Here is a 26,420-nt window from a genome sequence, read left to right on the forward strand (position 1 = left end):
CCGCGGGCCTCGGAGCGGCCGATTCCCAGCAGCCGGCGCATCCCTTCGGTCAGCTGGCGCTCGACCCGCACCACCGGGTTGAGGGAGCGGCCGGGATCCTGGAACACCATGGCGATCTGCTTGCCCCAGATCTCCGCCTTCTCCTTACGGGAGAGGGAGAGAAGGTCCCGGCCCTGGAAGACCACCTCCCCCGAGCAACCCGAGCGCGGCGGCAGCAGACCCATGATCGCCCGGGCCGTCACCGACTTGCCGGATCCGGACTCCCCCACCACTCCCAGCGCTTGTGCGTGATCGACGTCCAGGGACACGTCATCCACCGCGCGTACGACGCCCCGGGGGGTGCCGATGTAGGCGCGCAGATTCCGCACCTGCAGAACGGGCTGAGTACTCATGGTCTGCCGCGTCCTCTCATCCGGCGGTGCCGACTACTTCTGGATCCACAGTTCCTCGGGCAGGAGCGAGCCCAGGCCGTACTGCACGACGCCGTGCACCTTCTTGCTCGTGATGGTGGTTGCCGCGGTCCGGTAGGTGAAGATGATCGGGGTCAGTTCGGCCAGTCGCTCCTGCACCTTCTGGTATGCCGCCTTGCGCTCCGCGGTCGTCTTTCCCGTCCGGCCGGCGTCCAAAGCCGCGTTCAGCTCCTTGTCGTCGACTCCGGAGTAGTTGCCGGCCGAACTGCCTGCGAGGGCCCCCCACAGCCGCGGCTCCGGGTCCCCGAAGAAACCGCCCTCGACCATCATGTCGAAGTCGTGGCGCGCGTACAGGCCGAGATATGTCGCGGAGTCGACTATCTTGACCTTGACGTCGACATTCTTGAACGCGCTGAGTTGGGCCTGGATGTTCTCCGCGGTGGCCTTGTTATGCGCGGTGGCCGTGGCTGTGAAGGTGAAGGACACCGGCTTGCCCTCGGCGGCCAGCTCGTCGAACAGCTTCTGCGCGGTGGCCTTGTCCGTCTTCTGCAGCTCCGTGTCGGAGTAGAACGGTGACGACTTGGTGAACAGCGTCCGCACGCTCTCCGCCTTCCCCTCGCTCACCGCCAGGTTGTACGCGTCGAAGTCGATTGCCGCGGCAATGGCCTTGCGCGCCCGCACGTCGTCGAACGGCGCCTTGCGCATGTTCATGGAGAGGTACTGTCCGCCGCTCAGCGACGGGCTGTAGGTCAACAGGCCCGCGTCCTCGGCCTTGTCCACGGTCGCCCAGCTCGACTCCATCGCCACGTCGGCGCCACCGCTCATCATGGTGTTGAGCCGCTGGCCGGAGTCGGGGGCAGTACGGATGGTGAGGCCCTCGAGGTAGGGCTTGGGGGCGTCCCAGTAACCGGGGTTCTTCACGAGCTCGATGCTGTTCTGGCGGGTCCACTTCTTCAGCGTGAAGGGGCCCGCGCCGACCGGCTTCGCGTCGAACGCCTGCCGGCCGGCCTTCAGCGCCTTCGGCGACGCGATCCAGTTCAGCGAGGAGGACGGCACGGCCTGGGGGTAGTGCGGGTTGGGCCGGACCAGCGTGACCTTGAGCGTGGTGGCGTCCACGGCCTTGGTCGAGGCGATCTCCGCCGCTTCCCGGATCGAGCGCGACCCGGTGGCCGGGGCCTTGATCCGGTCCCAGTTGAACTTCACGGCCTCGACGTCCAGTGGGCTGCCGTCGGAGAACTTCAGTCCCGGGCGCAGCTTGAGGGTGAACGTGGCGCCGCCATCGCTGCTGGAGAAGTCCTCGGCCATCGTGAACTTGAGCTTGCCCGTCTCGGGGTCGTTGGTCATCAACGTCCCGAACAGCGCGTTGCCCACGACCGCGGTCAGTGCCCACACGTTGGTCAAAACTGCGGGGTCCAGGTTCTGGGGCTCGACAACCTGGATGACGCGTGCGGTACCACCGGCCACCGGTTTACCGCCCGAGGCTGAATCTGACGAGGTGCCGGCGTTGGAACCACCGCAGGCCCCTAGGAAGAGGACTGCGGCGCACGCCGCCGCGACCGTGAGGAAGCGCCTGTTTCGGATCATCGTTGACCTCTCATCGGCGTTCTGTGCATGGCGGGCAACTCGGCGGCCGGCCAGAAACGATGGGACGGAACGGCCAGCCAGGAGGAGGGAGACGGTCAGTCGTGCATGGTGCGGTCGAACCGGTGCCGCAGGTGGTCTCCGACCTGGTTCAGGGCGAACACGGTGAGAAAGATGACCAGCGACGGGACGAACACCACGTGCGGAGAGTCGGCGATCGCGTCCTTGCCGTCGGAGATCATCCCGCCCCAACTCGGAGTGGGCGGCGGAATGCCCAGCCCCAGGAAGCTCAACGATCCCTCGGCCACGATCAACGCCGCCATCACGATCGGCAGGTAAGCCCCCAGTGCGGGCAGCACATTGGGCAGGATCTCCTTCACCAGGATCCGCCGGTGCCCGGCACCCATGTTCCGCGCCGCCAGGACGAACTCCCGCGCCGACCACGTCAGGGTGTTCGCCCGCGCCAGCCGGATGAACGACGGGATGATCACTAGCGTCAGGCCCACCAGCAGGGTCCGTACGCTCGGGGTGAGGATCGACGACAGCGCCAGCAGCAGGATGAGCGGCGGAAAAGCCAGCATCGCGTCGGCCAGCAGCCGCACGCCCGAGTCGAGCCGTTTCCCGAAGTAGCCGCCCAGCATGCCCAGGACCGAGCCGATGGCGGCTCCCACCAGGCCCGCGACCGTGCCGACCAGTAGCGAGACCTGCGCCCCGTGGATGCACCGCGACAGGATCGACCGGCCCTGGGTGTCGGTGCCCAGCAGCAGATTCCACGACCCCCACTGCGGGGACTGTCGCGGCGTACCGACGGGTGTGGCGTACGACGCCAGCGGCAGCAGATCCGCCACCGCCGCCAGCACGATCACCGCGATCAGCCAGGCGTAGGACACGTACACCAGAACCGAGCGGGTCGCGCGCACTCGGGGGACGACCGGCTCCGCTGCCGCCGGAGCGTGTGGAGCACTCTCTTCGCGGCCCACCACGACATCCGATTGCGTCATGCGCCGGCCGCCTTCCTGACCCGCGGGTCGATCAGCCGGTAACTCACGTCGACCGCCATGTTGACCACCACGTAGACCACCGCCATGAACGCCACGATGCCCTGCACCATGACCACGTCCCGGGAGATGATCGAGGTCGCCAGCAGCTGCCCCAGGCCTGGCAGCGAGAACAGGGACTCCACGATCACCGTTCCGCCGATCAGCCGTCCGAGGTTGATGCCGACCAGCGTGATCAGCGAGAAGGACGAGGGCCGCAGCGCGTGCCGGAACATCACGTAGGCCGCGCTCATGCCCTTCGCCCGGGCGACCCCGACGAAGTCCTCCCGTAGCGTCCCGATCAGATCCGTCCGCAGCAGACGGTGGAACGAGGCGATCTCCGTCAACGCGATCGCCCGCGCGGGCAGCACAGCGCCCTTGAGGTTGGGGCCGATGCCTTCGCTGATCCATGACCACCCGTTCACCGGGAACCATCCCAGCTTGAGCGCGAAGAAGTAGATCAGCAGCGGCCCGGCAATGAACGCGGGCACCGACAGGCACACCGACGACACCGCATTGATCGCCCGGTCCAGTGCACTGCCCGGCCGCGCCGCGGAGACCACGGCCAGCAGGACCGCGACGATCAGCGCGATGAGGAGCGCCATCACGGCCAGTTGCAACGTCACCGGCAGCCGCTCGGCGATCGCCGTACTCACCGGCTGGCCCGTCACCGGCGAGGTCCCCAGGTCTCCCTGCACCGCACCGCCCAGCCAGTCGGCGTACTGCGACCAGAAGGGCTGATCCAGGCCCAGCTTCGTGTTCAGCTCCGCGACGGCCTCAGGCGTCGCGTTCTCGCCCAGGATGACCGATGCCGCCGAACCGGGCGCCAGACTCAGCAGCCCCACCACTGCCAGGGTGACCAGCAACACTACGAGCACACTGCGACCGATACGTCGCGCAACAGGAAGCACCATCGCACTCGCTCTCAACGACGGGGAAGGTCTGTTGGTACTCCACTCGGCTCTCATCACCGACCGCCGGGATGGTGAAATCCTTCTGTCGGGAGCCGACGCTGCATCAGCCTTTAGCAGCTAGCTTATCAATGATAGAACTGTAAGCCGTGGGCGCCTGATGGTCCATAAGCCGTGCACGCCTGGATGGCCGGACCGGCCCTGAGGGCACTCCGGGCGGGGTTCAGCGCCCGGAGTCGCCTGCGCCACCTCCCGACGAGCCGGAGGAGTACCCGGATGACCCACGCCTCGCCGCACGACATCTCCGCCATCTCCGCCGCCGTCGCCTCCGGTCGACGTACGCCGCTGCGGTTCGGGGTGTTCCTCGCGCCCTTCCACCAGGCCGGACGCAATCCCACGCTCAACCTGGAACACGATCTGGCGCTGCTGGAACACCTGGACCGCCTGGGCTACCACGAGGCGTGGATCGGCGAACACCACTCGGGAGGCTGGGAGATCTGCACCTCCCCGGAAGTCTTCATCGCCGCCGCGGCGGCCCGCACCCGCCACCTGCGCCTGGGCACGGGGGTCGTATCCCTTCCGTACCACCATCCCCTGCACGTGGCCGACCGCATGGTGCTGCTCGATCACCTCACCCGCGGCCGCGTCATGCTCGGGGTGGGCCCGGGACAGCTCGCCTCCGACGCCCACATGCTCGGCATCGACCCCAACCGCCAGCGCCCGATGATGGAGGAGGCGCTGGAGGCGGTCATCGCCCTGCTCGAAGGAGGCGAGCCCGTCACCCGCAAGACCGACTGGTTCACCCTGCAGGACGCCCAACTGCAGATGCGCCCCTATCAGTTCTCGGGTCTGGAGGTCGCCGTCGCGGGCACCTTCTCGCCCGCAGGCCCGAAGGCTGCCGGACGTTTCGGCACCGGGCTGCTGTCGATCGGAGCCAGTCAGAAGCGCGGCTTCGACCTGCTCGGGGACCACTGGAGCATCGCCACCGAGGTCGCCGCGCAGCACGGGCAGGTGATGGACCGGCGCAACTGGCGGCTGATGGGCATGATGCACATCGCCGAGACCGAGGAGCAGGCCCGCCGCGAGGTGGCCTACGGCCTGGCCGATGTCCAGAACTACCAGGCCGAGGTGTTGCCCGTGCCGCTCGACGTCGACGCGCCCCTGGAAGCGCGCATCGAGCAGGGCAACACGGTGGGCAGTTTCATCTGCGGCACCCCCGACATGGCCATCGCCAGGATCGAGCAGCTGTGGCAGCAGTCGGGGGGCTTCGGCACCTACCTGTTCATGGCCGCCGACTTCGCGGACCCGGCGGCCACGCAGCGTTCCTACGAGCTGATCGCGCGTGAGGTGATCCCCCATTTCACGGGCGCCTCCGCAGGCCCGCTCGCCTCACAGGCGTGGCAGACGAGCCTCTCGCAGACCTGGCGCGACCAGACCGCCGGCGCGATCGGCCAGGCCGTCAAGGACTACGAGTCCGCCCGAACTCCACGAGGGCATGCCGCGCCTTCCTGAGCCGGCACCCCCGTACCCGCCACGCCCCGTACTCGGCCATGTCCCGCGCGCCCGTCGGCACCACACGCACCCGTCGCTGCGTACGGACCCGTCGCCGCGCACGGACCCGCTGCCCCGCAGCGCACCCGCTGCCCCGCACCACTGATCGAGGACAGGAGTACCGATGGATCGACGGTTTGCAGACAAAGTGGCCCTGGTCTCGGGTGGGGCCAGCGGCATCGGCGCGGCCATCACGGCGCGTCTGGTGGCCGAGGGGGCACGCGTCGTCGTCGGCGACATCCAGGAAGCGGCGCTCCCCGCGATCCTCGAACGCCACGGCGCGCAGGCGCGCGTCGTGCACATGGACGCCACCCTCGAGGAGGACGCACAGCGGCTGGTCACCGAGGCCATCTCCGCTTTCGGCCGCCTGGACTGCGCGTTCCACGCTGCCGGCGGCCAACGTCCCGCCCGGTTCACCGAGGTGTCCGACAAGCACTGGGACGCCACCATCCGCCTGAACATGTACAGCGCCTTCTACGGCACCCAGCACGCGGCCCGCCAGTTCCTGCAGCAGGCATCCCCGGGCTCCATCGTGAACATCGCCTCGCTCAACGCGAGCCTGCCCATGCACGGCGGCGTCGGCTACGCCAGCGCCAAGGCGGGGACCGTGATGATCTCCCGGCAAGCCGCTCTGGAACTCGGGGAACACTCCATCCGCGTCAACAGCGTCTCCCCGGGCATGGTGCACACGCCTCTGACCGCACCGGTCCTGGAGACACCCGAGATGCGCGACCTGTACCTGGAGCGGATCCCCTTCCGGCGCCCGGCGCAGCCCGAGGAGATCGCCGCCGCGGCGCTCTTCCTGGCCAGTGACGACGCCTCCTACATCACCGGCCACGACCTTGTCGTGGACGGCGGCTGGTCGCAGACCGGAAATCCCGACCTGCGGCCGTTCTTCACCTCGGCCCCCTGACCCCGCACCTGACGACGGCGCCCCGCGGAGGGTGTGCCCGGCTACCCCGCCTGTCCCCCCGACAAGCGCCGGCGGTCCTCGGCCACGGGCGCTCGTCCTGAGCGAAAGGCACCTCATGCGCGCACTGCGCCTGCACGGCCCCCGGGACCTGCGCCTCGAGGACATACCCGAGCCCGCACTGCGGCCCGGGGCCGTGAAGGTCAAGGTCGACTGGTGCGGAATCTGCGGCAGCGACCTGCACCTGTTTCGCGACGCGCCGATACCATCCGCGTATCTGCACCCGATCACCAACGAACCCGGCCCCCACACCATGGGGCACGAGTTCGCCGGGCGGGTCGTGGACGCGGCCGACGACGTGGCCGGACTGCCTCTGGGGACGGCTGTGACCGTCGAGCCGACGCTGTTCGACGCCACGTGTCCGGCCTGCCGCCGCGGCGAGCCGAACCTGTGCGACGTCGGCGGCTTCGTCGGCATCAACGGCTGGGGCGGCGGGATGTCGGACTACGTCGTGCTGCCCGCCGACCGCCTCCACCCGCTCCCCGAGGGGACCTCCACCCAGGCGGGCGCCCTGGTCGAGCCGCTCGCGGTGGCCTGGCACGCGGTACGCCGCTCGGCGCTGCGCCCCGGCGACAGCGTCCTGGTCGTCGGCGCCGGCCCCATAGGTCTGGGGGTGCTCATCGCCGCCAAGGCCCAGGGCGCCGGGCTCGTGGTCGTCAGCGAACCAGGCTCGGCGCGCAGGAAGGCGGCGCTGGCCTTCGGTGCCGACCTCGCCCTGCACCCCGGCGAGCATGATGTGGTGGCCCGCGTGCGTGAACTCACCGCGGGTCGTGGGGCCGACGCGGCGTTCGAGGCTTCGGGGGCCGGCAAGCCCGCAGCACAGGCCTTGATCGCGAGTCTGCGCAAGGGCGGCCGAGCTGTCACCGTCGCCGCCGGACGCCCCTACGAGTTCGACCCGAACACGCTGATGGTCACCGAGATCACGCACACCGGCAGCCTGGCGTACGACGCCGACGACTTCCCCTCGGTCCTCACCGCCATCGGCACCGGCCGGATCCAGCCCGACGGGCTGGTCAGCGACCGCATACCCCTGGAGCGCGCCGTCCGCGACGGCTTCGAGGAGCTGCTGGCTCACCCGGACCACCACGTCAAAATCCTCATCGGGCTATGACGCCCTCGCCTGTGAAGGGGAGAGACCTATGACCGACCGCGAGACCGCGGCGCATCCGGCACCGGAGTACGGCGAGGTCGCCGGGCTCCGTGTCGGCGTCGAAGGGGCGGTGCTGCGGCTGACCCTCGATCGCCCGGAGAAGAAGAACGCCGTCTCCGACACCGTCAACCGCGCCTTGACCGCCCTCCTGGGTCAGGCGCAGAACGATGAGCGGGTGCGCGCCGTCCTGCTGGACTCCAGCGGCCCGGACTTCTGTGCCGGCGCCGACATCGTCGCCCGGAACAGCGGCGGCGGGCCCCGTCCGAGGCCTGGCGCGATCCAGCGCCGGCTGCCGTCGTTGGCCCACGGCCTCATCCCCGCACTGATGGAGCTGCAGCTGCCGGTGGTGTGCGCGGTGCGCGGCTGGGCCGCCGGCCTGGGGCTGCACCTCGCCCTGGCATGCGACTTCACCGTCGTCGCGCGGGACGCCGTACTCTGGGAGCCTTTCCTCACCCGCGGCTTCACACCGGACAGCGCGGGTACGTGGCTGCTGCCGCGGCTGGTGGGCCCGGTGCGCGCCCGCGAACTGGTGCTGCTCGGCGAACGCTTCAACGGCGAGGACGCAGCGCGGTGGGGTCTTGTGCACCGTGCCGTCGACGACAAGGACGTCGACGGAACCGCGCAGGATCTCGCCCGACGGCTTGCCGAGGGGCCGACGGTCGCCCTCGGTCTGGCCAAGAAGCTGCTCAACGACGGGCTGCAGGAGCCGTTGCGCGGCCATTTGGAGAGCGAGGCGTTCGCGATGGAGCTGTCCTCCCGGGCGTGGGACTTCGGCGAGGGCATGGCGGCTTTCGCTGAGCGCCGCCCGCCCCGTTTCGAGGGCCGCTGACCGCACCGGCCCGATGCGGCGCTCCCCCAACCGGGGTGGCGCCGCTTCCGCCACCCGGCGCGGCCGGGCCGTCAGGCACTCCGCCGCGGACCGGGCTCCTCCTGCCAGTCGGCCCGCCGGTCGGTACGGCTGGGCTGGCGGCCCAGGCGCATCGGGTTCAGCTCGGAATCAGCCATCAGGAACCGCTGGAAGGAGGTCAGTCCGGACTGGAAGGTACGGCGCCAGCGGCCGAGCTTGGTGTCCGCGCGCTCTGCCTTCTCCGCCTCGGACCACTGCTCCCAGGTCGGGATCGCCCAGACCAGGATCGCCTCGCTGTCGCCGACCATGGCCGTCTCCCAGGCTCCGGCCAGCACCCAGCCGAACTCGTTGAGGAGCGGCTCGCCCTCTTCGGCGATCCGGTCCAGGAGACCCAGTATGCCGCCGGGCGGGGTGGTGATGATCTCGTGGGCGTACGCCTCACCGCGCACGCCGTCGGCGCACAGCTGCTCGATGGTGCGGGTCCAGGGGGCGGGGACGAGCAGGCGGTCGTAGCCCCCTGAGCGAAAGTCGGCGGCGCGGGCCCACCACTTCTCCAGATTGGGGTCCTGGAGGCCGGGCCGGCCCACCTCGTGCCGGAACGACTCCGCCATCCCGTCGAAGCCGTCCTCCTCCCAGATGTTCACCGTGGACGGCCAGTTGCGGGTGGAGCCGACGATGCCCCACACCCCGTAACAGAGCTGATGACGCTCCTCCTGGGCAATGGGGCTCCAGTTGGCGGTCATGTGGTACATGTAGTTCGCCCGGTTGTGGCCGATGATGTCGATGAACTCGTGGATGTAGAGCTTGTCGTTGACAGGGCCTTCGGATCCGACCGTGCTCATGGGACTCCTTGTCAGGTCTGCGCCGTCTTCCGACTCTCCTTGTGGAGGCGGCGGCGGAGCCGGGCGACGCCCTCCGCGAAGGCGGGGCGGTCCATGGACCACCGCTGAGCGTCGGTTTCCAGATCGAGGGCGGCGCGGGCGTCGGTGAGCGTGGTGGAGACGGCCAGGGTCTCCTTGGTACGGCGGACCAACTCGCCTGAGCGTCCGGCGGCACGGCGGGCCAGCCGCAGGGCGGCGGGCATCAGCTGGTCGTCGTCGACCACCTGCCAGGCCAGACCGAGGGCGGCGGCCTGTTCGCCGTCGAGAGTCTCGCCGAAGAGCACCATCGCCGCGGTGGCCTGGCGGCCGACCAGGTTCTGCAGTCGCCACAGGTGGCCGCCGCCGGGGTGGATGCCGATGTCCAGGAAGCAGGGGTCGAAGCGTGCCGAGCGGGCCGCGATGATCACGTCGCAGGCAAGGGCCCAGTTCATGCCGGCGCCGACCGCCGGGCCGTTGACGGCCGCGACGGTCGGGATCGTGAGCTCTGCCAGGGCGGCGACTCCCTCGCTGAACACGGAGAGCGGTTCGGAGCGAGCGGCGAGTGAGTCGACGTCCCCTCCGGCGGAGAAGGCAGGGCCGGCACCCGTGAGCACAACTGCCCGGACCTCTGGACGGCCGCGGATCTGTGCGACGGCTGTCCGCACCGCGCGGGACAGGTCCGCGGTGACCGCATTGCGGCGGCCCGCGTCATCAAGGGTCAATACCGCCACGTGGTCGTCGACTTCAAGCCGTACCGCCATATACGGGATCTCCCTGTGACTGGTGGGCCGTCTCACTCGCCTGAACGACCTCTATGCTAGCTATCATAGAAATGATTCGTAAGACTCTGAGCGGACGAGGAGATGGCATGCCACAGCTGCGGCAGCCGCGTTTGGCCGAGATGGTGGCCGCCAAGCTGCGTGAGGACATCCTGAGCGGGCGGTTGAAGGAGGGCGACAGCCTGCCTCGCCAGGAGGACCTGTACGCGGAGTTCAAGGTCAGTCTGCCGGCCGTTCGGGAGGCGATGCGGATCCTGGAGACCGAGGGGCTGATCTCGGTGCGCCGCGGCAACGTGGGCGGGGCGGTGGTGCACGAGCCCACCGCCGACCGCATCGCCTACATGGTCTCGATGGTGCTGCAGACCCGTGCTACCTCGCTGGACGATGTCAGCGGCGCGCTGCTGCATCTGGAGCCGGTCTGCGCGGGCATGTGTGCGTCCCGGCCCGACCGGGAGAGCACGGTGCTGCCCCCACTGCGCACCGCGGTGGAGGCGCAGCAGGCCGCCTTCGAGGACCCGGGGCGGTATTCGCCGCTGGCGCGGCGGTTCCACGAGGAGCTCGTCGAGCACTGCGGCAACGAGACGATGATCGTGCTGATCGGTTCCCTGGAGTCGATCTGGTCGGCGCACGAGTCGTCTGTGTGGGGTGCGGTGGCCGGGGACGGTCGTACCTACGATCCCGGTTCGCCGATGTCCGCCTCCACCCGCCGGGCGGCGATCCGCGACCACGAGAAGCTCATCGCGGCGATCGAGGCAGGCAATGTCACCCGGGCGGTCACTCTGGCCCGTACCCACCTGACCGCCACCCGCGCCAGCACGCTCGCCTCCAAGGACCTGCCCCTCATCAAGGCCAGCACCGTCAGTGGATCCCGACTCGCCGGCTGATCACCGAAGGGGGCCGCCGCCTGCTCCCATGACGCTCCGTGACCCGTGCCGCGCGGCACGGGTCACGCAACGGCGGGCATGATCTCCTCGGCCACCCATTGTGTGTAGTCGCAGTAGTCCTGGATGTGGTTGACGCTGGGGATCGGCACCGAACTCATGGTGACACCCAGTTCCTTGAACCAGCCGAGGCGGTCGATGATCTCCTGTTTGGTCATGCCCGGGCGAGCACTCGGGTCGTCGTGCACGACATGGCCCTCACCGACGCGTGAGGTGCCGACGGCGTAGAACACATCGGTCAGTTTGCCGCTGTAGTCGGGCTGCGACTTGATGAAGTCGATCCTCGCCGGGATGTCCTCGGGTTTGGTGAGGAAGGGCCACCAGCCCGATGCGTAACGGGCGATGCGCCTCAGCGCGGCGTCGGCGTCACCGCCGAACCACACCGGCGGGTGCGGCTTCTGGAAGGGCTTGGGTTCGAACGCGACGTCCCGGAAGGACACGTACTTGCCCTCGAACTCCGGTTCCTCCTTCGTCCAGAGCTCGATGATCGCCTGAATGTACTCCTCGCTCATCGCTCCGCGTTCGTGGAAGGGGACGCCCAGGACTTTGAACTCGTCCTCCAGCCAGCCGACCCCGAACGTGACGGTGACCCGGCCGCTCGACAGCCGATCGATGCTCGAGAGCGCTTTGGCGGTGATCACGGGGTGCTGCAACGGCAGCAGCGCGATGCATGAGTTGACCCTGATCCTCTCTGTGGCCCCGGCCAGATAGGCCATGGTCGGATACGCGCTGAAGTAGCGCGGCCCGGAGAGCTCGACATGGGCCTTCGGGATGATGTGGTGCTCGGGCACACTGATCATGGCGTAGCCCAGCTTTTCGGCCCACTTGGCCAGGCGCGTCTGGTCCGCGCCCGTCACCGCCGCTTCCCATGGCCGGCATGTGGCCTTCAGTCGCATGAGGTGCGGCATGGCGAACCCCAGTTTCATGTTCCTCCTGCCTTCCGTTTCGCTTCGGTCCCGGCAGCGAACGAGTGCAGGCCTCACAGCACCGCACGGCCGCCCCGGTTCAGTCGTCGCGGCCGGGCTCCGCGCCCAGCGCGATATCGCGGTCGGCTGGCACCGCCGGCCCTGCGCAACACGAGGTGTGCGACATGTTGCAGGCCCCCGTGCGGCATCGCGTCACTACGGCCGTGCGACACCGTCGGTACCGGCGTTCGGTGCGGCCTTGGCCACCAGGTCCGGGATCACCCCGCCCAGCTCGGCCGGGTCCCAACGGGCGTCCTTGTCCACACCGGGTCCGGCGCGCCAGCCCTCGGCGACGCTGATGTGCCCGCCACGCACGTTGAACACCCGACCAGTGATTCCCCTGGCCTCCAGGCTCCCCAACCACACCACCAGCGGGGCGATGTTCTCCGGGGCGCGCGGCTCGAACCGATCCTCCGCGAGCTCCCCGCTCCACCGCGCCAGGTTCTCGGTCATTCGGGTCAGCGCCGCCGGCGCCACCGCGTTGACCGTCACTCCGTAACGCCCCAGCTCCTGCGCGGCAATGACCGTCAAAGCCGCGATGCCGGCCTTCGCCGCACCGTAGTTCCCCTGCCCCGGATTGCCGTAGATACCCGAGGACGAGGTCGTATTGACGACCGCGGCCTGCACCGGTGTGCCGGCCTTGGCACGCTCCCGCCAGTACGCGGCAGCCTGGCGCAGCGGGGAGAACGTGCCGCGCAGATGCACGCGGATCACCGCGTCCCACTCCCCCGCCGACATGTTCACCAGCATCCGGTCACGCAGGATGCCCGCATTGTTGACCAGGACATGCAGGTCGCCGAAGGCATCGAGCGCGCTACGCACCAGGCGCCCGGCACCGTCGAAGTCGGAGACATCCTCACCGTTGGCGACCGCCTCACCGCCGAGCGCACGGATCTCCTCCACGACCTCCCCGGCGGGTCCGTCGGAGGACCCGCTACCGTCCACCTTGGCACCGAGGTCGTTGACCACGACCTTGGCACCCTGCCGGGCGAACTCCACCGCATGGCCGCGACCGATCCCACGGGCCGCACCGGTGATGACGACCACACGGCCGTCCATGATTCCGGTCATCTCTCCCCACCTCCCTTGAACACCAGAACAGTGACGACTCGCCAGGGCCGAGGGTCAGTCGGGGACTCGCTCGAGTACGGCGGCGATGCCCTGGCCGCCCCCGATGCACAGGGTCTCCAGGCCGTAACGGGCCTCCCTGCGCTCCATCTCATGCAGCAGGGTGGCCAGCAGGCGTCCGCCGCTGGCCCCCACCGGGTGCCCGATGGAGATGCCCGAGCCGTTGACGTTCAGCCGCTCGAAGTCCTTCTCCCCCAGCCCCCACTCCCGTGTACAGGCCAGTACCTGCGCGGCGAACGCCTCGTTGAGCTCGATCAGGTCCATGTCCGCCAGCGTCAGGCCCGCGCGTTCCAGCGCCTTGGCGGTGGCGGGCACCGGACCGATGCCCATCGTCTCCGGCGCCACGCCCGCCACCGCCCACGACACCACGCGCACCAGCGGCCGCAGCCCCAGCCGCTCGGCGGTCTGCCGCTCGGCCACCACGCACACCGCCGCGCCGTCGTTCTGACCACTGGAGTTGCCGGCGGTCACGGTCGCTTCCGGGTCCTCGCGCAGCCGAACCGGTCGCAGCGCCGCCAGCCGCTCCAGGCTGGTGTCCGCCCGAGGGTGCTCGTCGACCGCCACGGCCGTGCCGCGCACCTGGACCGGCACGATCTCCTGGGCGAACCGCCCCTCCCGCTGGGCGGCCACCGCACGCCGGTGCGACTCCAGCGCCAGCGCGTCCTGCTCCTCGCGCGGGATGGCGTACTGGCGCCGCAGGTTCTCCGCCGTCTCCAGCATCCCCCCGGGCACCGGATGCTCGCGCCCGCCGGCCGTGGTGCGTCCGCGCGCCAGGCGGTCGTGCAGGGTCACGCTGCCCTGTGCCCCCCAGCGCGTGAGCGCGTAGAACTCGGCCTGGCTCATGCTCTCCGCGCCCCCGGCCAGGACCACATCGCTCACCCCGGTCTGCACCTGCATCGCCGCAGTCATCACGGCTTGCAGCCCGGAGCCGCAGCGCCGGTCGATCTGCGCGCCGGTCACCTCCAGCGGCAGCCCGGCATCCAGCGCCGCGACCCGCCCGATGGCCGGCGCCTCGCCGTTCGCATAGCACTGCCCCAGCAGCACGTCGTCGACGCGCGCCGGGTCGAGTCCAGTGCGCGCGATCACCGCCCGGATCACAGCGGTGGCCAGATCCACCGCCGGGACGTCCCGGAAGACGCCCCCGTACCGGCCCACCGGCGTGCGTACGGGCTCGCAGATGACCGCCTCACGCAATGAGGACATGTTCGGTTCTCCTTCTTCGTGTGCGCCGCACAGCAGTCGGCGGAGGTGCACCGCGTGGTCGACGGACGGTCACGGTCACGTACGGCCCAGGACCTCCGCACCGAAGCGCTCGACGTTCTCCAGGTAGCCGGCTCTGCTGGGCGCGGGCAGGCGCAGCGACATCCAGGTGACGCCCAGTTCGCGCATCCGCGTGGCCTCCTCGACAAGGAGCCGCGGTTCGAAGCGGTCTCGGTGATGGGGGTGGGTGAACGGGACGCAGCAGATGTCGATCGGCTCCTCGCGGCCTGCGGCGCCGGCCGCGGCGCGCAGGTTGGCGATGCCGTGCCGGAGGTCGTCGAGGTCGGAGAGCTCGGCGGTGCGCACGGCGGTGGCGAAGCGCCCTCGGGCGGGGAAGGGCATCCAGCCCTGGCCGGAGGTGACGGCGCGTCGTATGGCGGCTTTCGAATTGCCGCCCAGCCACAGCGGCGGGTGGGGCCGGGTGGCGGGCAGCGGGCGCAGCACGTTGCCGTGCTTGCCCTCCGTGCCGGCCCAGGCGTCCTTCATCGTGGCGATCGCCTCGTCGAGGTGGGCCCCGCGGCGGTGGAAGTCGGCGCCGAGGGCGTCGAATTCGGGTTCCAGGTAGCCGACGGCGGTGCCGACGATGAGGCGTCCGCCGCCGGTGAGTGCGTCGAGGGTGGCCAGGGAGTGGGCGGCCAGGACGGGGTGACGGTAGCCGAGGACGAGGATGTTGGTGTGCAGGATCAGGCGCCGGGTGGCGGCAGCCGCGCAGGTGAGCGTCACGAGCGGGTCGAGGGTGTGGTGGCCGCCCTGGGCGACCCAGCTCGCGGGCGGGTAGGGGTGATCGCTGACGTGGCAGGCGTCGGCGCCTGCGGCTTCCAGGGCGGCCGCCATCTCGGTGATGGCCTGTGCGCTGCCGAACTCATCGCCGCGGTCGACCAGGTCGGTGGGCAGGGCCAGGGACCAGCGCATCGGCGGGCTCGTCTGCGTTGCGGTGTTCACAGGGCCTCCGCCAGCCGTAGGGCGTGCTCCTGGGCAGAGCCATAACCGGTCTCCAGCAGCCATGCGCGCTTGAGGTAGAGGTGGGCGAGTACCTCCCAGGTGAAGCCCATGCCGCCGTGCACCTGGACGCAGGTGCGGCCTCCGGTCACGGCGGCGTCGTCGGCGAGGACCTTCGCAGCGGCGACAGCCTCGTGCGGATCCCCGGTCTCGGGGGCCTCGATGGTCAGGGCCGCGGCGTGCACGGTGGCCCGTGCCAGGTCGGTGCGGACCAGGCAGTCGGCCAGGAGGTGCTTGACCGCCTGGAAGGATCCCACGGGCCGCCCGAACTGCGTGCGCTCCTTGACGTACCGCACAGCCAGGTCGAGGGCGCCCTGAGCGATTCCGGTCTGCAGGGCGGCGGTCAGCACCGCGCCGCGCAGCCGCCATCGCCGTGCGTCGGCTGCGGAACCGATGCGCTCGCCGCACTCGGAGGCGACCAGGCCACCGGACAGGGCAGCAACGGGAGTGAGCGGGTCGAGGGGCCGCGCCGCAGGGGGCGTTGACAGGGCGTTCGCGGCCGGTAGGAACAGGCCGTCGTCATCCACCAGGACGAGGTGGGTGGAGCTGCCGGGGTGCTCGGCAAGGAGCGTGTGGTCGCGCAGATCGACGGCTGTGACCACGGCTTCGCCGGTACGGGCCGCCGGAAGGTGGTCGGCGGCCAGCAGGGTGGCCGTCAGGGGGCCCGGCACCAGTGCGCGGCCGAGTTCCTCGAAGACGATGGCGGCGTCGACCGTGCCGAGGCCCAGACCGCCGTCGGTCTCGGGGGCCAGCACGGCGAAGACCCCCAGGTCGGCGAGGGCGGACCACTCCCGGCGATCCAGGCCGGGGGCGTCGGAGGCGGCCCGCAGCCGGTCCGGTGTCCAGGCGTCCTTGAGGTAGGCGCGCAGGCCGTCGCGCAGGTCACGCTGTTCTGCAGTGAGCGTCAGGTCCACCGCGGCTCCTTGGGCAGGCCGAGCGACCGCTCGGCGAGGATGTTCCTCTGGACCTGCGAGCTGCCGGCGGCAATGGTGTACGACAGCGTGTTGACCCGGTCCTCGACCAGGCGCCCGCCGCCCTTCGGCGAGAGGTCCGTCATGGCGAGTCCGGCGCGGCCGAGCACCCGGGCTGCGAGGTCGTCGATGTGCTGGCGGTTCTCGGCGAAGCGCAGTTTGAACACCGAGGCGCCCTGGACCGGCACGCGTCCGGCGGTGGCCTCCGAGACGTTCTTGCGCACCAGCGCCCACAAACCGGCGACCTCGGCGGCAAGTCGGCCGAGGTCGCGTCGCAGCGCGGCATCGTCCCACAGCGTCCCGCCGCCGGGGGCCGCGCTGACGCGGGCAAGGGCGGCGGTCTCCTCCAGCAGATTGCGGGATTCGATGAGGTCACCGATGAAGGCGGTGCCGCGTTCGAAGGAGAAGGTGACCATGGCGACGCGCCAGCCGTCGTTCTCGGCGCCGACGCGGTGGGTGACGGGAACGCGGACGTAGTCGAGGACCAGTTCGGCGAATTCGCTGCTGCCGACGGCGGTGCGCAACGGGTGCACCTGCACGCCGGGGGTGTCCATGGGCAGGATCAGCCAGGTGATGCCGCCGTGCCGGGAGCCGGGCGGGCCGGTGCGCACGAGCAGTTCGCAATAGTCGGCCACGTGGGCGTTAGACGTCCAGATCTTGCGGCCGTTGACGATGTAGTGATCGCCGTCGCGCACGGCCTCGGTGCGCAGGGAGGCGAGGTCGGAGCCGGCGTCGGGTTCGGAGAAGCCCTGGCACCAGACCTCCTCGCCGCGCAGGATGCGCGGCAGGTGCCGGGCACGCTGCGCGTAAGTGCCCTCGGCGATGAGGGTCGGCCCTGCGTGGAGCAGGCCGACGAAGTTGACGCCGACGTACGGGGCGCGGGCCCGGTATGTCTCTTCCAGGAAGATGAGCTGTTCGGTGGGGGTGGCGCCCAGGCCGCCGTGCTCACGAGGCCAGTCGATGCCGGCGTATCCGGCGTCGAAGAGCGTGCGTTGCCAGGCGGTGTCGTAGCGGCGGCGGGCGGTCCAGTCGTCGCGGTCGGGTCCCGGGCCCAGGGTGGGCAGGGTGTCGGCCAGCCAGGCCCGCAGTCGGTCCCGGAAGGCACGTTCCGGGGCGGTGAGGCGCAGATCCACGGCGGCTCCATCAGGGTGTCGGACGGGTGTCGGACGCGGGATTCGGTCGGGGTCCCCGGCACGCTGCGGTCCGACCGGGCACACCGTCCGGAGCGGCCTCCTGGAGCACGTCGGTGGCGGCCGTGGTCGGTGCGGTCGGGCACGGGCCGGTGCGGGCCCGCATGGGTGGTGCGGTCTTCGTTCGAAGCGGCGGGAGGTGACCGGACGGCACGCCGGGCGCCGTTGCCGGCGCCTGGAACGTCACTGCTCGGGCAGGTCGAGTCCGAGCAGATCGATGGCGTTGCCGCGGGCGATGCGGTGGATGGTCTGCTCGTCGAGATGACCGAACTGGAGGGCCGCCTCCTCGCGGGAGCGCGGCCAGGTGCCGTCCTGGTGGGGGTAGTCGGTCTCGAAGACGGCGTTGGCGGTTCCGACCTTGTCGAGCAGGTCGATGCCGACAGCGTCCTTGAAGAAGCAGCTTGTGATCTGCCGGTAGTAGTACGTCGACGGGGGCTCCGGGCAGTTGTCCTGCCCGTGGGCCCAGCCGCGGTGGGTCTGCCAGACGTCGTCGAGGCGTTCCAGGAGGTAGGGGATCCAGCCGATCTGAGCCTCGGCGTAGAGCAGCTTCAGCCGCGGGAAGCGGTGCAGCACGCCGGCCAGGATGTAGTCGGTCATGCTGGCGACGCTGTTGCCGAAGATGATGGTCGCGCCGACCGCGCCGGGCGCGTCCGCGGAGGTCCCCGGCGTTTTCGTGCCGGAGCCGATATGCATCGCCAGCACCGTCCCCGTCTCCTCGCAAACGGCGAAGAACGGGTCCCAGTAGCGCGAGTGCAGGCTGGGCAGGTCCAGGTAGGCGGGCAACTCGCTGAAGGCGACCGCGCGCACTCCCCTGGCGGCGTTGCGGCGCACCTCGGCGACGGCCAGGTCGACGTCCCACAGCGGCACGATGCACAGCGGGATCAGGCGGCCACCGGAGGAGCCGCACCATTCCTCGACCATCCAGTCGTTGTAGGCCTGCACGCACAGCCTGGCGAGCTCGCGGTCCTTGCCCCAGAGGAAGATCTGACCGCAGAAACGCGGATAGTTCGGGAAGCACATCTGCGCCTGGACACCGTTGACGTCCATGTCCGCCAGGCGATCCGCCGGCTTCCAGCAGCCGGGCCGCATGTCGTCGTAGGTGATGCCCTCGTTGGTGACCTCGTCGGCGGGCACGCCGGCCGACGCGATGTACCGCTTGACCTGCGTGCGGGTGTCCTCGTAGAACCACCACGCGGCGTCGGGTCCCGACGTGCCCGGCGCCTCGACGTACTTGCCGTCCACCAGTCGGACCTCGCCCGCGGGCGCGATGACGCTGCGCGGGCCGGCGTCGCGGAAGCGTGCGGGCAGGCGGCTGCTCCACAGGTCCGGCGGCTCCACCACGTGGGCGTCCATGTCGACCAGCGCCGGGATCCGGGCCGTACGCTCCGCGAGGATGTCGGCGTCGACTGCTGCCTGGTCTGTCATGTCGTCTCCACTTCAGGCCGTACCGGTCGCCGGGCTGAGCAGTGTCGAGGTCCCGTCTCGATCCCTGGGCGGACGCAGCCGTGGCAACCGACCCAACCAACAGGACACCCATAGCCGCCTTCATAGCTATCTTTACTATTTATAGACGCCAAGGGGTAGGACCTTCTACCCCAGGGACCAGAAAGCGTTGATCCGAGCCCCAGGGGAGAGCGACATGGATTCCGCCGAATTCCGGGCAGTACTGGACGCGGTGCGCCGCTTCGTCCGCGAAGGCGTCGTACCTCGGGAGGAGGAGATCGAGGCCGGTGACGCGATCCCGGAGGACATCCGCCGCAAGGCCGTAGCCATGGGCCTGTTCGGCTACACCCTGCCCGAGGAGTACGGGGGACTTGCCGCCACACTGCACGAAGACGTCCGGCTCGCCTTCGAGTTCGGGTACACCACCCCGGCCTTCCGCTCGATGTTCGGCACCAACAACGGCATCGCGGGCAAGGTTCTGGTCAACGCCGGTACCGAGGAGCAGAAGAAGCACTGGCTGCCCAGGCTCGCCGCCGGCGCCGTGGCCTCCTTCGCGCTCACCGAGGCCGAGGCCGGTTCCGACCCCTCCGGCCTGACCACGCAGGCGGTGTGGAACGGACGGGAGTCCGGGCCACGGAATGGCGGAGAGTACGTCATCTCCGGCGCCAAGCGCTTCATCACCAACGCCCCGATCGCCGATGTGTTCGTGGTCTTCGCCCGCACCGACCCGGACCGCCACGGCACCCAGGGCATCTCGGTCTTCCTCGTCGAAGCCGACCGGCCCGGCGTGACCGTGGGTCCCAAGGACCACAAGACCGGTCAGGCGGGCGCCTGGACCGCGGAGGTCTTCTTCGACCAGGTCCGGGTGCCGCACTCGGCGCTGGTCGGCGGCGTGACGGGCGCCGGCTTCGGTGAGGCCATGAAGTCGCTGGTCCGCGGTCGGGTGCACATCGCCGCGATGTGCGTCGGCATGGCGCAGCGCATCCTGGACGAGTCGGTCGCCCATGCCGCCTCCAGCAAGCAAGGCGGGCGTCCGATCGGGGAGTTCCAGCTGGTCCAGGCGATGTTGGCGGAGATGCAGACCGGGGTCTACGCGGGCCGGGCCATGGTCCTTGAGGCCGCCAGGAAGTACGACTCGGGCGAGGACCGCCGGATCGGCCCGTCGGCCGCCAAGCTGTTCTGCTCCGAGATGGTCGGCAGGGTTGCCGACCTCGGCGTGCAGATCCACGGCGGCATGGGCTATATGCGCGGGGTGGCGGTCGAACGCTGCTTCCGGGACGCTCGGCTGTTCCGTATCTACGAGGGCACCAGCGAGATCCAGAAGCTGATCATCGGCAAGGCTCTGCTCAAGGACGCGGGCTGATCCCGCGCCGTCATCCCCGGACACCTGGCGCCTCATGAACGAGGTCTGCCGTTGCTCCTTCACCGGATCGGTGGGAGCAACGGCAGACCCTGCCGTGCCCTGTTCCACTCAGTCGGCCACCGAGGTCAGGTGGCCATCGGGGTCAGTTCGCCACCGAGGTCAGTTTGCCACCGAGGCCACAGCCGGCAGCTTGGTCTCGTCACTGACCGCACCACCCGTTGCCGGGACTCGCCCGTGCTTCATCGCGAGAGCGATCACAAGGCCAAGTGCGCCTGCGATCAGGGCAGCCCAGTAGATCGCGGTCGCCCCGTCCCAGTTCGTGAGTGATGCGCTTTCGGCGAGGTTGGTCGTGCTGACGACCTTCCCGCCGGAGGACACCGTCATGATGAGCGGATTCGCGTAGATGATCGCGGTGACGATGGCCGCCCCGACGGCCGAGCCGAGTGAGATGAACACGTTCATCATGCCGGTGCTCACGCCCTGTTGCTGCGGTGGCACGGCGTCCATGACGAGGTTCGGGACAATGGCAAGGAACGCGCCGAAGCCCAGACCGTAGACCCCCGCGGCCAGGGCGTAGAACCAGACGCCGTGGGTGGTGGTCGTGAGGAACAAGACGCCTGCCACCACGTAGACCGCCAGGGCGCCCAGCAGCAGGGTCCGGGGCACCTTCCGGCCTGACAGCCAGCCGACCCACGGACCGGCGGCCATGCCGACGCCTCCCTGGAAGACGGCAGCATGCAGGGCAAAACTGATGAGCGTCAGACCGCCGGCGAAGGCGAGCGAGCCGTTGAAACCGACGTCGATGAGGGCCGCAGCCGCTGAGTCGAGGTTCTGCTTCTCCATCGCGGCGCCGCGCACGCCCTCGGTCAACTGTGCGGCAGTGGGAGTCTGCAGGAGCAGGGGCATCGCGTAGGAGAAGATGCCGATGACGACTGCCCCGCACAGTGTCGCGCCCAGGGTGAACAGCATCTTCGAGTTCAGCAGCAGGCGCATATCGATGATGGGCTGCGCGGTGCGCAGCCCGACGAAAACGAAGAAGACGAGGAGGAGCAGGCCCCCGATCAGGCAAGCCAGGGAAATCGGCTCGGCCCAGCCCCAGCTGTGCCCTTCGCTGAGATACAGCAGGCACAGCGTCAGACCGCCGCTGAGAATGAGAGCCCCGAGGATGTCGAGACGCTGTCGGACCCGTAGCGGGGATTCGGGAACGATGAGGATGACAGCGATCAGGGTCACCACACCGTAGCCCGTCATGAACCAGAAAAGGGAGCGCCAGCTGAAGTGGTCGAGCAGGTAGCCGCTGAGGATGGGGGCGGCGAGCGCCGAGAGCCCGAAGCCCGTTGCCAGCAGTCCCACCGCGGTGGGGACATACTTGCGCGGCAGGATGTCGCGGAAGACGCCGTAGGTGACAGTGGTGTTGCCCAGCGCCAGAGCCTGGAGTCCGCGGCCGACCAGGAAGGCGCCCCAGCTGTCGGTGAAGCAGCACACCAACGACCCGATGAGGAACAGTATGCCGCTGACGACGAGCATCTTCTTCTTGCCCCACAGATCGGACGACTTCCCGACGAGGGGCGCGACAACGCCTCCCACGAGACCGAAGATCGTGGTCATCCAGCTGATGCTGGCACCGACGCCGGGGAAGCTCGGTGCGATACGGATGGCTGCAGGGGCGACCATCGTGTACTGGAGCGCTGCCGTTTCGGCGAACAGCGTCGTGACGATGATGATGACGAACGTTCTTACGCGAGCGGACTCAGGCAGACGACCGGTGGCCTCGTCCGGGATGAGCGGGTCTTCGTGGCCGGCCATTGGTGCTCCTCTGGCGACGGGATGGGGAGCCCTCCTGCAGGGCGGCTGCGTGACAGTGCTTCTGCCGCCTGGAGACGCATGCAGAGGGCGGAGACGCCTGCGACAGCGCCTGGACCGGCACTGTCTCGGCGAAGCCCTGAAGTGAGTATCTTTCCTATGATTGATATGTAAGTTATTGCCGGATCCGACGCTTGGGAAGATGTGTGCACGCCTGGACCGCGCCTCTGGCCGCCGCCGACGAGGTCGCCCACCGCACCCACAGGTCGCTGCCCCGCCGCTGAACTCGCCGTTACGAGGTCGAGCGCGCCTTCAGCCAGGTCGGGCCGGCGAACCGGTCGGCCACATGGCGGCACATCAGCACGTCAGCTGGCCACACTCGAGAAAACAGCTCTGGCCAGCGAAAGTAGCGAGGCGTAAGGGGAGCACTAAGGAGCCCGGGACGCCGACACACTGTGCGCACGAACCAGGGGTGCGACCTCCGTGAGCAGCTCTGCCATGTGCCGTTCCGTCCGCTTGCACGGCAGCAGAACAAGCTGGCGTGCGCCCGCGTCCACGTACTCCGCCAATCGCGCCACCACGTCGTGGACCGTGCCCGCCGCGGCGACATGCGCCACCAACTGCTCGAAGTCCTGCCGATACGTGCCGCCGAGGAAAGCCGCCACCTCCCGCCGCGCCCGGGCAGGGTCGTCGTCCACACAGACGGGTACGTACGCCATCCACGAGAACCCAGCGAGATCACGGCCAACGGTGGCCGCGAACTCCCGCACCCTGCGCACCGACTCCCGGTACCGGCGCGGCGAGTACATATAAGGCATCCAACCGTCGCCGAGAATCGCGGCGCGGCGCATCGCCACCGGCTGCCTGCCCGCCACGACGATCGGCGGCCCGCCCTTCCGTCGCGGGCCGGGGTGGATCCGCACGTTCTCCATCGGGAAGAAGGGACCGGGGTGCGTGACGCTCTCGGTGGTCCACAGCCGTCGGACGAGCGGGATCGCCTCATCGGTACGGCGCCCGCGCTCGCCCAACGGGACGTGGAGCGCGGAGAATTCCTGCGGGTACTCCCCTCCCACTCCGACCCCCAGCGTGAGACGTCCGCCAGAGGCCCGATCCAGGTCGGCGAACTGCTTCGCGACAAGCGCCGGAGGGTAGAGCGGCAGCAGCAGGACCGCTGTGCCGACCTGCACCGCGCGCGTCTGTTCGACCAGGCGGGAGAGCCAGACCACCGGCTCGGCCCCCGGGTTCACCGAGGAGATATGTCCGCCCACCCAGAGGGAATCCGCCCCCATATCCTCAGCGGCACGCACCTCTCCGGCGTCACTGGGGGCGACGATGCCGACTTGGACCACCCCACCGCCTCCTGCCCCAGTCACGACAGCCTGCCCGTGAGTCCCGCGACGCCGGACACCGCGGCGTCGCCGTCAACCGTCGTTCTCCTTGCATACCTTCTCCAAAGACCGCTTGGCACGAGATGAGGTTCCTTCCGCAGAGGGGGCCGATACGTGGCCGGCGCGCAAGGACCACCTGGCGATTCGGTCCAGCGACGGCCCAGCGTGCTCTGTGCTCCGAGGGCATCAATGGGCAGGGGCATTCCGTCGGTCGCTGCGGTCACGGAGCTGCCCCAGTGATGAGGGTGTCGCACCAGCGCAGGAGCCGGTCCCAGAGGAGATGACGGGTGGTGGCCATGTTGTGGCAGTGAGCGCTTCCGGCGAGCACGTAGAGGGTGACGTCACGGCTGTTGGCGAAGAACGCCGCTTCCTGGTGTGGCCCGGGTGAGACGTCGATGTCGCCATACCCGAGGAAGACGGGCACGTCGACGGCTGCTGCCGCCTCGCTGGCGATGCCCGGAACGGCACCTTGGGCCGCGGGCCGCCGGGGCACGACGGTGAGGGTGGTGGCCCAGTCCGTCTCCACGACGGTGTCCGGTACGTCGTCGAGGTAGAACCACGAGCGCATCGGGGCCCGGTCTGAGGCCAGGAAGCGTTCGGGAAAGGCTGCCGCGGCTTGGTCGACGAGGGCGGGCCGTCCCTCCGGGGTCTGCGCCGCGGCGGCTGCCTCCGGTGACGGCGGGAGCTGGGCCACAAACTGGTTGCTGGTCCCGAGGATGGCCAGGGCGGCGTAGCTGCGGTCGCCGGCCTGCTGCAACATGGCGACGTAGCCGCCCATGGAGTGGGCGACGGCCAGGTACGGACCGGCCTGCCCGAGCTCCTCGGGCATGTGTGCAACAGCCGCCGCGGCCGCCGATCCCTGATCGGCCGAACTCTCGCGCCGGTCGGGAGCTGTCCCCCGTGCCCAAATGGTCAAGCGCGACAACGCCGTGACCTCGGGCAGCGGCGTGGCGGGCGAAGCTGTAGTCGGCGTGGCCGGGGACCTGCAGGTCGAAGTAGCCGCGGTTGTAAGTGGCGCCTGGCAGGCAGACCAGGACGGCCTTGGCCACCTCGGAATTGACCGGCGGGAAATACGTGCCGGCGATCCGTGTCGGCTCCCCCACACGCTCACTGACATCGAACTCCACCATTCGTGATTCCGGCGCTTCCATCTGACGGTCCTCCCTGACGTACGTGCTGACCGCATCGCCCCGCGCGCCCTTCGGATCGTGAACCGCCACCGGCCATGCCTCGACTCAGGATTGCCAACGTCGGCCGACTCGAAGACCTCCTTTAACGAATCTCATCTATCATTTAAATGATGACGTTTTTACAGTCAAGAGGTGGCGGACGTGCGTTGCCGCCCAGGGCAGGGCCATGGCGCTCGCCGAGTCGGAGAGTGCTTCCGTCGAGAGCGGCGGCGACGTGCTGCTCGGGCGCCGTAGTCACGCAGGGACGCTCTGCGGCTCCGGCCAAGTGCCCAACAGTCGACGTTTCTGATCTCGCCGACGCATCGTCTCCGCCGCCGCTGCCTCTCTCAACGAGCAGGAGTACGACCAGATCCAAATGCGCGACGTTGCCACCCGCGCCGGCGTGGCCCTCGGCACACTCAAGGTGCCACCGCGCCCAACCCGGCAGATACCCAAGAACGGGAGTCCCGTATGACCCAGGCCGAAGTACTCGTCGAGGTCTTGGACGGCGTTGTCGTCGCCACCCTCAACCGCCCAGAGGTACGTAACGCGGTCAACCGGTCGATGGCCGAGCAAATCGCCGCCGCGATGGAACTGCTCGAAAAGGACCCGGAGTTGCGAGTGGGTATCCTCACCGGAGCAGACGGGGCTTTCTGCGCGGGAATGGACCTGAAAGCGTTCGTCGCCGGTGAAAACGCGTATATACGTGGCCGGGGGTTCGCCGGCATCGCCAAACGGCCCCCCAAAAAGCCGCTGATCGCCGCCGTCGAGGGGCATGCGCTCGCTGGCGGTCTCGAGATCGCGCTCGCCTGCGACCTCATCGTCGCGTCTCGGTCCGCCCGGTTCGGTCTGCCCGAGACCAGGCGGGGCCTTGTCGCTGCGTCAGGTGGTCTGCTGCGGCTCCCCGAACGGTTGCCCTACCAGGTGGCAATGGAACTGGTGCTGACGGGCGGGTCGCTCGAGGCGGAACGGGCGTACCACCTGGGCCTGGTCAATCGGTTGACCGAGCCGGGAGAGGCGCTGGCGACCGCGAAGCAGCTTGCCGCAGACATTGCGCAAAACGCGCCCTTGGCCACCGTCGCTGCCAAACGGATCATCGTGGAGTCGGCGGACTGGAGCCGTGCGGAGGCCTTCGCCAAGCAGGACGAGATCGCGGGCCCGGTCCTGCAGTCGAAGGACGCGGTGGAAGGAGCGCGGGCGTTCAACGAGCGGCGGCGGCCCATTTGGCGGGGTGAGTGACAGCTCGGCGAACGGGTCGGCTTCGCATGCACACCGCTCGATTCACCATCGCGTCCTGCCTTCCGCGCCGGAGCGGTTCGGGCGGGCGTGGATGACCGGAGGAGCCGCTCCGTGCCCGCGGTTCCCGAGGCTGGGCGCCGGCCTGACGGCCTGACCTGCCGTCAGGCCAGCGCGGTGGGCGAAGCCGCGGCCGCGTCGGCCGCTCCAGCGGGGACGGGCTGATCGATCGCGGGGGCCTTGCTGAAGCGCAGGGCGATGCCCAGTAGCAGGGCCATGACGGCACCGATCCCGCCGACGAACAGGTACACCTGGGTGTAGCCGGCGTCGGCGTAGACCTGCGGGATGTCGGTCACCACCTTGCCGGCGGACGTCTGGGTAGCGACCTGGAACGGGTGTCGTACCAGGATGGAGGTGAGGACCGCCGTGCTCGCCGAGGCGCCGATGGCCCCGAAGACGGCAAGCATT

Annotated in this window: 25 protein-coding genes; 8 read left to right on the top strand and 17 right to left on the bottom strand. The window is 69.5% G+C overall.

What is annotated here, in order from left to right:
• The 4 genes from ACWD4J_RS36255 to ACWD4J_RS36270 form a co-directional block, all read right to left on the bottom strand.
• Positions 1 to 392: ATP-binding cassette domain-containing protein (locus ACWD4J_RS36255; protein WP_451399769.1), on the bottom strand; the 392-nt coding region annotated here is incomplete at its 3' end.
• Positions 393 to 425: 33 nt separating this feature from the next.
• Positions 426 to 1,994, bottom strand: coding sequence for an ABC transporter substrate-binding protein (locus tag ACWD4J_RS36260; RefSeq protein WP_451399770.1), 1,569 nt, complete (start codon positions 1,992 to 1,994; stop codon positions 426 to 428).
• A 95-nt stretch (positions 1,995 to 2,089) separates the two neighbouring features.
• A complete protein-coding gene (locus tag ACWD4J_RS36265) occupies positions 2,090 to 2,992 on the bottom strand; it encodes an ABC transporter permease (protein ID WP_451399771.1) in 903 nt (300 codons plus the stop codon).
• Positions 2,989 to 3,942 (bottom strand): ABC transporter permease, encoded by a 954-nt coding sequence (locus ACWD4J_RS36270; RefSeq protein ID WP_451399772.1) that lies wholly within the window; start codon positions 3,940 to 3,942, stop codon positions 2,989 to 2,991. Before ACWD4J_RS36270 ends, ACWD4J_RS36265 begins: the two co-directional genes overlap by 4 nt.
• 273 nt (positions 3,943 to 4,215) lie before the next feature.
• On the opposite strand from ACWD4J_RS36270, the gene ACWD4J_RS36275 reads away from it, so the two are divergent.
• The 4 genes from ACWD4J_RS36275 to ACWD4J_RS36290 all read left to right on the top strand — a co-directional run bounded on the left by ACWD4J_RS36275 (position 4,216) and on the right by ACWD4J_RS36290 (position 8,439).
• The gene (locus ACWD4J_RS36275; protein ID WP_451399773.1) at positions 4,216 to 5,451 is read left to right on the top strand and encodes an LLM class flavin-dependent oxidoreductase; all 1,236 of its coding nucleotides are present in this window, start codon (positions 4,216 to 4,218) and stop codon (positions 5,449 to 5,451) included.
• Positions 5,452 to 5,614: 163 nt separating this feature from the next.
• Entirely contained in the window at positions 5,615 to 6,403 is a 789-nt protein-coding gene (locus tag ACWD4J_RS36280; RefSeq protein WP_451399774.1) for an SDR family NAD(P)-dependent oxidoreductase, read from the top strand.
• A gap of 115 nt (positions 6,404 to 6,518) precedes the next feature.
• Positions 6,519 to 7,571 (top strand): 2,3-butanediol dehydrogenase, encoded by a 1,053-nt coding sequence (locus tag ACWD4J_RS36285; protein WP_451399775.1) that lies wholly within the window; start codon positions 6,519 to 6,521, stop codon positions 7,569 to 7,571.
• A gap of 28 nt (positions 7,572 to 7,599) precedes the next feature.
• The gene (locus ACWD4J_RS36290; protein WP_451399776.1) at positions 7,600 to 8,439 is read left to right on the top strand and encodes an enoyl-CoA hydratase/isomerase family protein; all 840 of its coding nucleotides are present in this window, start codon (positions 7,600 to 7,602) and stop codon (positions 8,437 to 8,439) included.
• 71 nt (positions 8,440 to 8,510) lie between these two features.
• Here ACWD4J_RS36290 and ACWD4J_RS36295 read toward each other — a convergent pair whose 3' ends face one another.
• Together ACWD4J_RS36295 and ACWD4J_RS36300 are read right to left on the bottom strand one after the other, a co-directional pair.
• Positions 8,511 to 9,299, bottom strand: coding sequence for a hypothetical protein (locus ACWD4J_RS36295; protein WP_451399777.1), 789 nt, complete (start codon positions 9,297 to 9,299; stop codon positions 8,511 to 8,513).
• 11 nt (positions 9,300 to 9,310) lie between these two features.
• Complete coding sequence (locus ACWD4J_RS36300; RefSeq protein WP_451399778.1) at positions 9,311 to 10,078, bottom strand: enoyl-CoA hydratase-related protein; 768 nt, start codon at positions 10,076 to 10,078, stop codon at positions 9,311 to 9,313.
• A gap of 107 nt (positions 10,079 to 10,185) precedes the next feature.
• On the opposite strand from ACWD4J_RS36300, the gene ACWD4J_RS36305 reads away from it, so the two are divergent.
• Positions 10,186 to 10,980 (top strand): FadR/GntR family transcriptional regulator, encoded by a 795-nt coding sequence (locus ACWD4J_RS36305; RefSeq protein WP_451399779.1) that lies wholly within the window; start codon positions 10,186 to 10,188, stop codon positions 10,978 to 10,980.
• Between the two features lie 62 nt (positions 10,981 to 11,042).
• Here ACWD4J_RS36305 and ACWD4J_RS36310 read toward each other — a convergent pair whose 3' ends face one another.
• The 7 genes from ACWD4J_RS36310 to ACWD4J_RS36340 all read right to left on the bottom strand — a co-directional run bounded on the left by ACWD4J_RS36310 (position 11,043) and on the right by ACWD4J_RS36340 (position 18,975).
• Positions 11,043 to 11,963 carry a TIGR03619 family F420-dependent LLM class oxidoreductase gene (locus tag ACWD4J_RS36310; RefSeq protein WP_451399780.1) on the bottom strand — a complete coding sequence of 307 codons (921 nt, stop codon included), beginning with the start codon at positions 11,961 to 11,963 and terminating at the stop codon, positions 11,043 to 11,045.
• A gap of 195 nt (positions 11,964 to 12,158) precedes the next feature.
• Positions 12,159 to 13,073: an SDR family oxidoreductase gene (locus tag ACWD4J_RS36315; RefSeq protein WP_451399781.1), complete on the bottom strand. Its 915-nt coding sequence runs from the start codon at positions 13,071 to 13,073 to the stop codon at positions 12,159 to 12,161.
• Positions 13,074 to 13,127: 54 nt separating this feature from the next.
• Complete coding sequence (locus ACWD4J_RS36320) at positions 13,128 to 14,333, bottom strand: acetyl-CoA C-acetyltransferase (protein WP_451399782.1); 1,206 nt, start codon at positions 14,331 to 14,333, stop codon at positions 13,128 to 13,130.
• Positions 14,334 to 14,408: 75 nt separating this feature from the next.
• A complete protein-coding gene (locus ACWD4J_RS36325; RefSeq protein ID WP_451399783.1) occupies positions 14,409 to 15,332 on the bottom strand; it encodes a TIGR03619 family F420-dependent LLM class oxidoreductase in 924 nt (307 codons plus the stop codon).
• A complete protein-coding gene (locus ACWD4J_RS36330) occupies positions 15,329 to 16,303 on the bottom strand; it encodes an acyl-CoA dehydrogenase family protein (protein ID WP_451399784.1) in 975 nt (324 codons plus the stop codon). Before ACWD4J_RS36330 ends, ACWD4J_RS36325 begins: the two co-directional genes overlap by 4 nt.
• Positions 16,294 to 17,493, bottom strand: coding sequence for an acyl-CoA dehydrogenase family protein (locus ACWD4J_RS36335; RefSeq protein ID WP_451399785.1), 1,200 nt, complete (start codon positions 17,491 to 17,493; stop codon positions 16,294 to 16,296). The genes ACWD4J_RS36330 and ACWD4J_RS36335 overlap by 10 nt, the downstream gene beginning before the upstream one ends.
• Before the next feature lie 240 nt (positions 17,494 to 17,733).
• Positions 17,734 to 18,975 (bottom strand): amidohydrolase family protein, encoded by a 1,242-nt coding sequence (locus ACWD4J_RS36340; protein ID WP_451399786.1) that lies wholly within the window; start codon positions 18,973 to 18,975, stop codon positions 17,734 to 17,736.
• A 214-nt stretch (positions 18,976 to 19,189) separates the two neighbouring features.
• Here ACWD4J_RS36340 and ACWD4J_RS36345 point away from each other — a divergent pair, with 214 nt between their 5' ends.
• The gene (locus tag ACWD4J_RS36345) at positions 19,190 to 20,356 is read left to right on the top strand and encodes an acyl-CoA dehydrogenase family protein (protein WP_451399787.1); all 1,167 of its coding nucleotides are present in this window, start codon (positions 19,190 to 19,192) and stop codon (positions 20,354 to 20,356) included.
• Positions 20,357 to 20,515: 159 nt separating this feature from the next.
• Here ACWD4J_RS36345 and ACWD4J_RS36350 read toward each other — a convergent pair whose 3' ends face one another.
• The 3 genes from ACWD4J_RS36350 to ACWD4J_RS36360 form a co-directional block, all read right to left on the bottom strand.
• Positions 20,516 to 22,162: an MFS transporter gene (locus tag ACWD4J_RS36350; RefSeq protein ID WP_451399788.1), complete on the bottom strand. Its 1,647-nt coding sequence runs from the start codon at positions 22,160 to 22,162 to the stop codon at positions 20,516 to 20,518.
• Positions 22,163 to 22,587: 425 nt separating this feature from the next.
• Positions 22,588 to 23,508 carry an LLM class flavin-dependent oxidoreductase gene (locus tag ACWD4J_RS36355; RefSeq protein WP_451399789.1) on the bottom strand — a complete coding sequence of 307 codons (921 nt, stop codon included), beginning with the start codon at positions 23,506 to 23,508 and terminating at the stop codon, positions 22,588 to 22,590.
• A 259-nt stretch (positions 23,509 to 23,767) separates the two neighbouring features.
• Positions 23,768 to 24,376 carry an alpha/beta fold hydrolase gene (locus ACWD4J_RS36360; protein WP_451399790.1) on the bottom strand — a complete coding sequence of 203 codons (609 nt, stop codon included), beginning with the start codon at positions 24,374 to 24,376 and terminating at the stop codon, positions 23,768 to 23,770.
• A gap of 662 nt (positions 24,377 to 25,038) precedes the next feature.
• On the opposite strand from ACWD4J_RS36360, the gene ACWD4J_RS36365 reads away from it, so the two are divergent.
• Positions 25,039 to 25,191: a TetR family transcriptional regulator gene (locus tag ACWD4J_RS36365; RefSeq protein WP_451399833.1), complete on the top strand. Its 153-nt coding sequence runs from the start codon at positions 25,039 to 25,041 to the stop codon at positions 25,189 to 25,191.
• On the top strand, positions 25,188 to 25,955 hold the full coding sequence (locus tag ACWD4J_RS36370) for a crotonase/enoyl-CoA hydratase family protein (RefSeq protein WP_451399791.1): 768 nt from the start codon (positions 25,188 to 25,190) through the stop codon (positions 25,953 to 25,955). Before ACWD4J_RS36365 ends, ACWD4J_RS36370 begins: the two co-directional genes overlap by 4 nt.
• Positions 25,956 to 26,116: 161 nt before the next feature.
• Here ACWD4J_RS36370 and ACWD4J_RS36375 read toward each other — a convergent pair whose 3' ends face one another.
• The gene (locus tag ACWD4J_RS36375; protein ID WP_451399792.1) at positions 26,117 to 26,419 is read right to left on the bottom strand and encodes a hypothetical protein; all 303 of its coding nucleotides are present in this window, start codon (positions 26,417 to 26,419) and stop codon (positions 26,117 to 26,119) included.
• Position 26,420 lies beyond the last annotated feature (1 nt).

The organism is Streptomyces sp. NPDC002577, assembly GCF_053594815.1.